The sequence below is a fragment of the Magnetococcales bacterium genome, assembly GCA_015231925.1.
In the GTDB taxonomy this organism is placed as follows: domain Bacteria; phylum Pseudomonadota; class Magnetococcia; order Magnetococcales; family JADGAQ01; genus JADGAQ01.
Map to the genome: position 1 here is coordinate 26,858 of JADGAQ010000016.1, position 10,752 is coordinate 37,609.

The window sequence follows — 10,752 nt, forward strand, 5'->3', positions numbered from 1 at the left end:
GGATGGCAGGCAGGGTGAGGCGAACGGTTTCCCGTTCACATCACCCTCTTCCCCTTCACCTCCCCTTCTGACAAAGCCCATTTACTTATGAGATTCAGGGAGAACGCTCATGACCGCCTCCACCACCTTTCAACGCCGCGCCATGGGGTTCTTGATGTTGTCTGCGGTTCTGGCCGGTTGCAGCACCACCTCCGAAACCGCCAGCGGAAGATTTTCCCGGTGTGTGCAGGAGACCAAACCGGTGCATGTCAAGTGTCGTTTTCCGGGGGATGCGGAGCAATGCCGCATCGCTGCCCGGCAGTTTGAAAACTGCGGCCGGATGCGCGCCAATGTTACCGTGGAAGCCCGCATCGAGGTGCTGTTTCTGGGTTTGAGGGATTATATCGAAAGTGGCGACATGGAGGGTGCCAGACGGGTTGGCAAGCGTCTGAACGTGTTGATGATGCAGGCCAAATTGAAAAAGAGCCCGACCGGGTCCGATGAGAACGACACGATCCTCTAGTTCCGCGGTGACGGACTGGGCGCCTTTATTGATGACTATTGACCAGAGGAGATTGGACCATGACCGCAACCCGCACCATTCGCCGCCACGCTCTGGGATTGTTGATGCTGTCCGTGTTGACGGCGGGCTGCGCCACCACGACACCGAGCCCGGAATACGGCAATTTCACCCGCTGCCTCAACGAGGCCCGGGAGATGGACCAGCAATGCCAGCTCCACGACAGCCCCGGCAAGTGTCTTTCGGCGGCGCGGCGCTATGAGAACTGCTCCGGCGATACCTATGAGGGAGCCTCCGAGGAGGAGCGCATGAAGGCCATGGGGCTGGCCATACTGGATTATGCCCGCGGGGGGGATTGGAAGGAGGCCAACCGGGTGCGGGAGGGGTTCGAAGGACGTTTCCGTGGCAAGGATCTGCATCTGGGTGAAGAGAGGTGTTCTCTCCTCGACACCCTCAAAGCCCTGCCGGGGCGGGAGAGTGCGAATCTGCGCGTATCCAACGCCTGCGAGCAGGCCAAGCTGGAACTCCGGCGCAATATCTACTGGTTGAGCCACTGATCATCGAACGACGAGGAGAACTCCCATGAAGACTGTTTCCCGGTTGCTGATCGTTCCCTTGTTGTCCCTGACGGTGGCCTATGCCGCTCCGGCCCAAAGCGGGGGTTGGGATTTGCCCATCTCGGACCGGCTGGTGCAGATGTCGGTGGATTCTCTGAACCAGGCTTTGAAGGACTCCTGGCGGGGTTCGGATCTGGCCACGTCCATGGCGGACGCGGAAGTCCAGGTGAAGGAAAAAATGGCTGAGCTGGGGCGGCTCAACAAGAGCATCGGCTTGGCCCGAAACGACGGCAACCGCCAGGAGCTGGTATTTCGCCGTCTGGCGGTTCAGAAAGAGCTGATCGGTCTGCAACAGCAGGTGGTGAATTACAAGGTCGAGCGGGCCAAGGCCAAGGAGACCTTGCTGGAGAAGTTGCTGGATCGGGTCCGTTTGCTGGACCGGGCTCTGACTCCCCGGGAGCAGGAGACGGTTCGTCTGCAGAAGGCGGCTGCGGAGCGCATGTCCGGAAACTCGCTGGCGGTGGAAAAGGCGGTTTTCGTGGATGGCGGGGTGCGGCAAACCAGGTATTCGATGCAGTCGGCGCAGATTTCCAGGTCGATGAATCAGCTGACTGCGGCCATTGCGGCCCATCCGCAGAATCGTTCCAGCATCGAGGGGGGTACGCCTCTGACCAAGGCGGAATGGTTGACGGCCCAGGCGGTGGAGGCTCAGGGGGAGCGGCAACTGGCGCAGCTGGAGCAGGAGTTGCTGGGCCTGATGGCGCAGAAGCTGGCTCTGGATGCGCGAGGGCTCAAGGAGGAGATGGGTGGCGGTCGGGCTGGCAACGAACAGATGGATGATAACGACACCGCTGGAATGACCAACGCTTTTCTCGACAACAACTGACCCCGGCTGAAAGGGAGGCAACGATCATGAGCCCTTCCTCCCGTTCCGTGGCACCGCAGGTGGGCACGATCCTGGTGGCGGGGGCGATTCTGCTCCACCTGGGGTGGGAGAGTCTGGCCCCGATCCCGACTCCACCACCTCCCGCGCCACCCATGATGGTGCAGATGGTGCAACTGCCGCCGCCAAAACCAACGGCAGCGGTGGTCGAGGAGGCAAAGCTGTTGCCGCCGGTTCCGATAACACCGCCCAAAGCGGAGGCGCCCCTGCCGCAGGTGGCGCCCCCTGCGGCGAAAGCAGCGGAGCCTCCACCCAAGGTGGCCTCACCCCCGGCAAAGTTTCCACCTCCGCAAAAGGCAATCAGGGAGGTTGCCAAAGCCTCCAAACCGACGCCGACCAAGGTGGAGACGCCGACCAAGGTGGAGACGCCGACCAAGGTGGAGACGCCGAAACCGGTGGTGAAACCGGCGCCGGAGAAGGCGGCGTCACGGTTTCCCAAAGAGGAGTCACCTCCCCTCCGGCAGGAGACTCCCTCTCCTGCCGTCAAGGAGGAGCCCTCCTCTCGGCAAGAGACGCAAAAGCTGCTGGATCGACTGGAACGGGAGACCAAACAACGCAAGCAGAAAGAGGAGGAGGTGATCCGGCAGGCATTGGCCGAGACGGAGCCCAAACCGGCCTCCGGGGAAGAGACGAAAAAGCTGCTGGACCGAATGGAGCAGGAGGCCAAACAACGCAAGCAGAAAGAGGAAGAGGTGATCCGGCAGGCATTGGCCGAGTCGAAAGCCCGTTCGGAAGCGCCTGTATCCAGCCAGGAGGCCGTGGAACGGGGTGGTGCGGTGATGCGGCAGGCGGAAAAGGGCAAGGGACCGGGCATTGAGATTGCCTGGCCGGAGGATGGCGAGGAGCGGGAGAAGTTGTTCGGGGCGTTTCGTTGCCTGGGTATGGAAACGGTAGTCATAACCGGGGACAAGGGACTGTATCGGCAGTCGGACGCGCCGGGAAGGCCGTGGCGTTTCGACCCGTTGAGCCACAGCGTCTATTTTCGCTTCGTGGCGACGGCTGCCGCTGCGGAGGAAGAACAGCTCATCCGGCGCATTCGCACGCGCCACGGGGTGGAAGGCAGGGGGGTACGGGTTTTTCCGCGTCACCTGGATGCCATTCTGTTGGGGCAGTTGGCCAGCGTGGCGGGGGATCTGGGCCAGGCGCGTTCCATCCAGGCGCGTTACCGGCTGGTTGGCAACCGGGTGGTGGTGCAGGAGGCGGTGGTGGATGGACGGCGTGTGGCGGGTTCGTTTCCGCTGGCGACGGTTTCCGGTTCGTGCCGTTGACTGAAGCGAATGGGGTATCTTTTCAGGTATACGGGGGTTCGGGGGGGATTATCCCCCCCGACGGGTCCAGGGCAGCGCCCTGGGACGTTTCCTTTCGCTGTTGACACGATCATGCGCGCTGTGTAAGGGCCTGAATAGTTACGATAAATGAAAAAGTCAAAGGACAGAACATTTCCTTTTTTTGATACTTGAAAGATAAAATATTGAAAGTCAAAATCAAAATTATATACTCGCTTGGCAGCGCGTTTTGCGACTCCATCTGTTGATACGGTCTGTGCAGGGTTCTGAATCGTTACGATGTGGGTTCACCAGGTGCGTGGCTGGAAATCGGGGCTGTTGGCCAGGTTTACGCTTTCGCCGGACTGGACGATGACGAAGAGTCCCTCGTTCATGGCGTAGCGGTCCACGTTTTCCTCGATGGTGATGCCTGCCACCGCGCCCATGACCTGTTTGTCGGCGTACTCGGGGAAAAAGCTTTTGAACTGGGCCAGCCGCTCCAGATGGTCGCGCACGTCCTCGTGTTTCAGTTTGCTTTTCACTTCCACCAGCACCACGACGTCGCTGTTGACCACCAGCAGGTCGATTTCGATATGGCGATTGCCGGGCCGTTTGCAGCGCACTCTCTGGCTGACGGTGTGAACCGGAATGCCCCGTTCCAGGAAGAGTTTTTCACAAGCCGGAGCCACCAGTCCCTCGACGAACTCCCCCCAGCGGCTGCCCAAGGCGCCGACCTGTTTGGAAACCTCCTTGACCACACGTTCGGTTTCCTGAAACTTGCGATCGAACTCCGCGCTGCGCTCCCGGTTTTCGCGGTCGAACTCTGCGCTGCGTTCCTGGAGCTTGCGGTCGAACTCTGCGCTGCGTTCCTGGAGCTTGCGGTCGAACTCCGCGTTGCGCTCCCGGTTTTCGCGCACCATCTCCTGGAACATTTTCCACACATCGTCGAACGTCACGGTCTGAGACATGATATTTCTCCTGCATCGCACAATGGATCTACTTTCCAATATGAGTAGAGCTAAAAAAATCCCGCAGCAAATCAGTTATATATTTTAATTCCGTTGACTTTCAATATTTAATCTTTTAAAAAGTAAAAAAAGAAAATGTTCTATCCTTTGACTTTTCATTTATCATTCATTCAGATCGCCTTGACCCATTGCTTCGCCGTCAGGCAATTGGCTTATATTTTACACGCTATTTTCCAACGGTGCAGCAACCGTCTGGCGCAAAGGGTTCCAGTGCTTGCGAAAGGGTCTCGCACCCGAAAAATATCGCGACCAAAGGCTTCGCCTTTGGAATCCACCAGAGGGGGCAAAAAGCCCCCTCCGGACTCCCTCGGAAGCCCGCCGCCCTTGCGGTTGGCTCTCGGGAGGTTTGCCGCTTCGCGGACCTCCCTCTCGCCAACCTCCAGGACCACGGGCCACCTCAACTGCCTGAACGTCAACAGAGAGCGCTTCGCGCCCAAGGGAACAAGCGTAAAAGGGTCAAGGGCCAGTCCTCGAAAGGCGGAAGCCCAGGTTGTCGAACCGGTCGTCCGGGTCGTACCTGCTGCGATAGGCGGAGCGGACGCCGGCCGGGCTGTTGCGCCAGCTGCCGCCCCGATACACCCGGTTGGAGCTAAAAATCTCCCAATCGGCACACTTCTTGTATTCCATGTCATACGGTGACTCCCACCTCGAACACGTCCACTCCCAGACATTTCCAGCCATGTCATACAGCCCGAGATTGGGACTGGCGGCGTAACTCCCCACCGGTTCCGTTCCCGTATCATCGCAATCTTTGTTGTCGTCGAACTTTGCCCCATTGCGCACGCCCTTGCGACACACCGGATCCTCATCTCCCCAAGGATACAAAATGTCCCGGCCACCGTCCCGCGCCGCATACTCCCACTGCGCCTCCGTCGGCAACTCGAACTGCCGCTTTCCCGACCCGTTCAGCTTGTCCAGAAACCCCTGAATCTCGTTCCAACTGACACTCTCCACCGGAAAACCGGCCCCTTTCTTGAACCCCGAGGGGTTGTTTCCCATCACCCCCTGCCACTGCCCCTGCGTCACCTCGTACTTCCCCAGCCAGAATCCCTTCAGCGCCACTTCCGGCCCGGATCGATCCTCGGGAGCCCCCATGCGAAAGGTGCCCCCAGGCACCCAGACAAACTCCATCCCGGTCCGGGAATCGATGCACTCGTTGGCCTGCTTGCCCGGTTTGTCCCAGCAGGGCGGGGGGGTGCCTGATTTCGCGGCCTTTGCCTTGCGGGCCTCTTCTTCTATGGCAGGAATCAATGGCAAACGCCCCCCTTCAGGAAGGCTTTTCCATCCCCATTCGGTCCCTTTCCCAAATGCATTTCCAGTTGTAGAGGCAGGTTCGAACCTCTTGGGGTCCGGCCACGGACTGGGGTCCGGAGACGGAGAGGGGGGCGGGGACGGCGGCTCCGGCTCCCTCATCTTCGCAATCCGTTCCTGAAGACCGGCCAGTCTCTTGTCTGTCGGCAGCACTGCAACCGCCTCCCGGTAATAGCGGGCGGCATCCTCCTTGCGACCCTCCCCGATGGCCGCCGCAAGCCGCTCCAGCCAGCCCCGGAAAACCTCCTCCTTCTGCCGGTCCAGCCGAGCCTTCTCCTCCAGAACCCGTTGCCGGGCCTCTTCCTCCTCCCGCAACGTTTGCTGCAAACGCTCTCCCGTGCGACGGCTCGTTTCCGCCTCATCCTGCAACTGCTTTTGCCTCGCCTCGCTCTCCGCCTGCTGCCGCTTGCGCCACAGTTGCACCTGGGGGTCGTTCTCCATCCGCTCCGGCGGGATGTACTCCTCCGCCTGCATCGGACCGCCCCAGACCAGCAGAGCCAAACTCCCCGTCATCATCCACCGTCCCGAAATCCACCGGCTCCCGTCCATGCCCACTCCCTTTGCCAGCCCGGCTAGCGGTAGCGCACCAGCGTCGTCTGGTCGTTTCCGAGCACCATGGGGAACTGCCCCACCCCGCTCTTGGTGAAAGCGGCATTGTCCACCGCCGGAGGGAGGCTCCGCTTCAGGGCAGCCACGTCCACCACTCTGCCCTGCCGCCACTCCAACTGCCGTAACAGATGGTAGGTCATCAATCCATGCCCGTTCTGCTCGTCTTCCCTGGCCTCCTGATTTTCACGGGTGGCGGTGATCTTGATCAGGGAAAGTGAAGCCGGGCGCGCCGCAGGGCGAGTCGGGGCACGCGGGCCAAGACCCCGAATGTCGTCTGTAGCCTCCTGCCTGGTGGGGCGATCAATACCGAATCGTGTATTGGTGGCCACATTTCCGCTGAAACAGGCATCCACCACCAGAATCAACTCCCTGTATCCCAGTTGCTCCACCTTTTCGACAATCTCCTTCAGGGGAACCGAAGCCTGTCTTTGACTTCCCGGCTCCGCCTCCTTGCCCAGCAGCCGGGCCACATTCTGGCCGTCCCCGTTGGTTTCCGGAGGGGCGATTCCGTGTCCGGAGTAGTAGAAGAACAGCCTTCGGGCGTTATACTGATCCGCCAGTTCCTTCAGCCGGCCTTCGGGTTCAAGCAGGGCGCGTATCCTCGCCGAGGTATAGCCTTCCGCCCCAAGAATACGCAGGTGCGCCGGGATCCCCAGCGCCTTTTCGGCAAACAGCGCCATGGCCCGGGCATCCTGATCGGCAAAACGTGTGCCTTTGACGTCAATACCCTCACCGTAGGTCTTGTTGCCGATGGCCACGAAGACCATGTCGCTGTAGTCGTCGAGGGCACGCTGGAAATTCCACGACGATGGCGTTTCGATTTTGGGCGGATCGACAACCCGGCTCCCTCCCAGGCTGGACACCAGATCCCGGGCTTCGGGAGATTTCCCCTCGAAGCGTCGCGCCAGGTCGAGCGATTCCCTGGTGTTTCCAGCCTGTCGCAGATGCAGGGCGTAATTGACCCCGGCCCAGGCGCCTTCCGGACAGAGATCGTGGGCCTTTTTCCACTGCTCCAGCGTCCACTTCCCCGAGTTGGCCATATCCAACCCTTCCACCGAGCAGGATGAAGCCCCTCCCTTCGCCGCCCTGCCCAGCCCACCCTCCACCGTCTGCTTCAGGTTTCCGGAAGGGAGCGCCTCGCAGCCGGCAAGCAGCAGAACCAAACCACCGAGTACCCATCTCTTCAAAATGAACATGGCAATACCTCGTCAAAGCGATGCAATGGGAAAATCCTGTCTACCACCTTCTCAATGCCTTCTTCCAGTGAGTCAACAAGCCGATTCAACCTGCCGCCGGTCGGCCACTAACTCCGACTGCTCTTGCCCCCTCGGGACTCCCCCACCCGCCATCCTTCCCTGCGGCTCTCGGGCGGCTGGCTATACCAAGCACCCACTGCAAAATCAAAAGTCAACGGCAACGCTTCTGACCCAAACGAACAAAGAAAAAAGGTCTATGGATTAGGCCTGGATAGGCGAAAACCCAGGTTGCCGTACCGACTGCCAGGCGAGATATTGTAGCGTTTAGCGGAATTAACGAAAGAGGGGTAGTCGTTCCAACTACCGCCCCGAGTGACCCGGATGGAACCCCCTCCATCGCATCTGGCATACATCATCTCCGAACTACTGTAAGAATCGTACCAAGAACACGTCCACTCCCATACATTCCCCAGCATGTCATACAATCCAAACGGATTCGGCTTCCGCTTCCCGTCATGAACCGGAGCCGTCACCGCATAGGTGTCGTCGCAGGCATGCTCATCCCCTAATAAAGAGAAACCAAGCACCCTCTTCGAGGTCACATCATGCACATTAGCGTATTGGCACGCTTCTTTCGGGTCATCCCCCCAAAAACGCTCGGTCATCGTCCCCCCTCGCGCCGCATACTCCCACTGCGCCTCCGTCGGTAAGCCAAACTTCCCATGCCCCAGCCCGCTCAGCCAATCTGCGTACTCCTTGGCGTTGTCCCAACTCACCTCAACAACAGGCTGGTCCTCCCCTTCCAGCGATAATCCCCCATACTCCCCACTGCGATGTCCCGACTCCTTCTTCCGGTACTGCCCGTTGGTCACCTCGTACTTCCCCAGCCAAAAGCCCTCCACAGGTACCCCGCGTTGCACATTCCACCCTTTTCCAAGGTCAAACGTTCCCCCAGGAACCCACACAAATTCCATACCCGTCGTCGATTCAATACACTCCCCGGCAACCCTCCCAGGTTTGTCCCAGCAGGGCGGGGCTTGGCCTTCCACCACTGTCTGGAGGCCTGATTCCCTGTCCAATTCCAGGCCTGGTTCCCTGTCCAATTCCAGGCCTGGTTCCCTGTCCAATTCCAGGCCTGATTCCCTGTCCAATTCCGCTGCTGCTGTCGCTGCCGCACGATCCAATTCCGCCGACTTGCGAAGCTCCTCTGCCCCTGCCCCCTTGAGAATCTCGTTGGCTATGCGGTCCACCTCCGCATCATCCCTCATCCGGGCAATGCGCCCCTTCAGGCCGGGCAACCGGGCATCGTCGGGATAGAGTTCCGCCGCGCTGACCAGCAGTCTGGAAGCCTCCTCCCGGCTGCCGTTGCCGGCGATCAGCCGTTCGATCCGATCGACCAGTTCCTGGAATCGTTGCCGCCGGGAGCGCTCCAGCTGCTCCTCCTGGCGGAGCCGCTCCTCCCGCGCCTGCTTTTCCTGTTCGGCCAGCTGCGCCTCCTCCCGCGCCAGACGTTCCAGACGTTCCTGCTCTTTCCGCGCCTCCTCCGACTTCTGCTGCTCGTTCTGAATCCGCTGACGCCTGACCTCGTTCTCCTGCTGCCGCTGCTGTCGCTTTTGCTCCTCCCAGAGCCGCACCTGCGGGTCATCGGGCAGCTGCTCCTTTGGGATGTACTCCTCCCCCCGGACCAGCCCCGTGTTCAACCCGATCAACAGCAGTATCAGCCCGCCCAGGACTCTCTTCCCGTGCATCGCTTCCATCTCCTTCACCAGCCGTTTCGTCTGCCACATCCCCGCATGGTAACGCAATCCCAGGTGGAAACGAACCTCTTTCCAGACTCCGCACACCGGGATATCATGGGGCAGTCAACGGAAACGACCATGCAGTTCGGAAAGGATTTACCATGCGCCTGTCCCAGGGAATGATCCCCGGCCTGCTTCTTCTCGCCGGATGCGCCGCCATCCTTCCTCCACGGGAGACGCCTCCCGCCGCGCCGATGGCCACTCAGAACCAAACCGATCCCTGTATCCGCCCGGTCCCGGGCCTCGACGGTCATCTTTACCGTCTTGCCTGCCGTTTGAAGGAGCAGCTCGGCGCCTTCGACCTCAAGGAGCGCGTCTCCGTCCTTGAGGGCGAAAGCGGGCAACCCGGCGCCTGCGGGGACTATTTCGCCGGCAAGCTCCACGAAGCCCTTTTCTTCAATCGGCAAACGGTTCCCGAGGCTGAAAAGATCCGCGTGACCGGCCTCTACCGCCTGGAAAATCCATCCCAGGTTTTTCTTGAATTGCGAATCAAGGATCGCCTGGAGCCCGCCACCATCGAAATTCCCCGGGAGGAGGTGAACTGTCTGGGCCGGGAGGAGCAGAGCCAGGGCCAGGCCCGCATCGCCGGATTCGGCAGCCCCGACTATGCTCGCATGGCCGCACGCCTGGCGGCACGGGCCGAACTCCTCTCGCGAACCGATTCTGCCCCAAAAAGCGCGCCGCCATTGCTCTCCTCCCCCCCGGAGATGACGGGGCTCTTCGAAAAACTGGCCCTGGGCGTGATCCAGCACGAAGGCTCCACCCTGAAAAACGACAATTCCCTGGCCCATGCCGTGGTGCAAGGCCGGGTGCATCGCCAGCCCGCCTCCAGTCGCAACGCCCTGTCGGGCCGCTTCGCCGCAGGCGGCAATCTCTTCGAGGCAGGCGAGGTGGTGCGGTTCGTGGTGCGTTCCGCCCACTCCAGACCACTCTTTCTCGGCATCTACTCCCTGGATCCCTTCGATCACCTGCTGCGTCTCTACCCCAATGCCGATTTCCCGGGGGGCTCCCTGGCCCGCATCGTCCTGGAACCGGGAAAGGAACTCGCATTTCCCCGACCCGCCGAAAGCGAGCCGCTGGAATTCGCCTCCAGGGATCTGGCAGAGGTGGAAGAGGTCTCCGCACTGATCGTCGTGGCCTCCACGGCGGGGGATTTCCCCTTCGAACAACTTGCCCATGCGAACGACCCGAAAGGCAAATGGACCACCTATCCAACCTTCATGGATCTGCTGGCGAACCAGACGGAGCCCTATCTGCTCACGGTCATTCCCTACCGGATCCGTTGATCCGGAAAAGATGGGGCAAATCCGGGTGATTTGGCGAAAGGGGCCATCCGGGATGATCGGAATTCAAGGAGGGAATTGTCCCGGATTTTCCCCAGGGGGAAATCTGAAGCGTCCCGCGTGAAATCGACATCATGGGAACGCATGCCGCTCCGGCCAGCGGTCAACGCGACCAGGGCTTCGCCCTGGACCCACCAGAGGGGGCACGCCCCCTCCGGACTCCCCCGCCCGCCGCCCTTCCGGTTGGCTCTCGGGAGGTTTG

At 60.7% G+C, this 10,752-nt stretch carries 9 protein-coding genes; 5 read left to right on the plus strand and 4 right to left on the minus strand.

The annotated features are described in order from the left end of the window. Positions 1-109: 109 nt before the first annotated feature. The 4 genes from HQL56_03605 to HQL56_03620 are packed head-to-tail and all read left to right on the plus strand — an operon-like array spanning position 110 to position 3,267. Positions 110-502: a hypothetical protein gene (locus HQL56_03605; protein ID MBF0308596.1), complete on the plus strand. Its 393-nt coding sequence runs from the start codon at positions 110-112 to the stop codon at positions 500-502. A 59-nt stretch (positions 503-561) separates the two neighbouring features. Further along, complete coding sequence (locus HQL56_03610; protein MBF0308597.1) at positions 562-1,056, plus strand: hypothetical protein; 495 nt, start codon at positions 562-564, stop codon at positions 1,054-1,056. A gap of 25 nt (positions 1,057-1,081) precedes the next feature. Further along, a complete protein-coding gene (locus HQL56_03615) occupies positions 1,082-1,942 on the plus strand; it encodes a hypothetical protein (GenBank protein MBF0308598.1) in 861 nt (286 codons plus the stop codon). A gap of 26 nt (positions 1,943-1,968) precedes the next feature. Then, positions 1,969-3,267 carry a hypothetical protein gene (locus HQL56_03620; protein MBF0308599.1) on the plus strand — a complete coding sequence of 433 codons (1,299 nt, stop codon included), beginning with the start codon at positions 1,969-1,971 and terminating at the stop codon, positions 3,265-3,267. A gap of 305 nt (positions 3,268-3,572) precedes the next feature. On the opposite strand, the gene HQL56_03625 is transcribed toward HQL56_03620, so the two are convergent. From HQL56_03625 to HQL56_03640, 4 genes are all read right to left on the minus strand, one after another. Further along, positions 3,573-4,232, minus strand: a complete 660-nt coding sequence (locus HQL56_03625) for a DUF3782 domain-containing protein (protein ID MBF0308600.1) — start codon at positions 4,230-4,232, stop codon at positions 3,573-3,575. A 516-nt stretch (positions 4,233-4,748) separates the two neighbouring features. Then, positions 4,749-6,152 (minus strand): SUMF1/EgtB/PvdO family nonheme iron enzyme, encoded by a 1,404-nt coding sequence (locus HQL56_03630; protein MBF0308601.1) that lies wholly within the window; start codon positions 6,150-6,152, stop codon positions 4,749-4,751. A gap of 23 nt (positions 6,153-6,175) precedes the next feature. Beyond that, complete coding sequence (locus HQL56_03635; GenBank protein ID MBF0308602.1) at positions 6,176-7,408, minus strand: caspase family protein; 1,233 nt, start codon at positions 7,406-7,408, stop codon at positions 6,176-6,178. Between the two features lie 254 nt (positions 7,409-7,662). Next, on the minus strand, positions 7,663-9,252 hold the full coding sequence (locus tag HQL56_03640) for an SUMF1/EgtB/PvdO family nonheme iron enzyme (protein MBF0308603.1): 1,590 nt from the start codon (positions 9,250-9,252) through the stop codon (positions 7,663-7,665). Between the two features lie 56 nt (positions 9,253-9,308). Here HQL56_03640 and HQL56_03645 point away from each other — a divergent pair, with 56 nt between their 5' ends. Next, on the plus strand, positions 9,309-10,493 hold the full coding sequence (locus HQL56_03645; GenBank protein MBF0308604.1) for a hypothetical protein: 1,185 nt from the start codon (positions 9,309-9,311) through the stop codon (positions 10,491-10,493). Positions 10,494-10,752 lie beyond the last annotated feature (259 nt).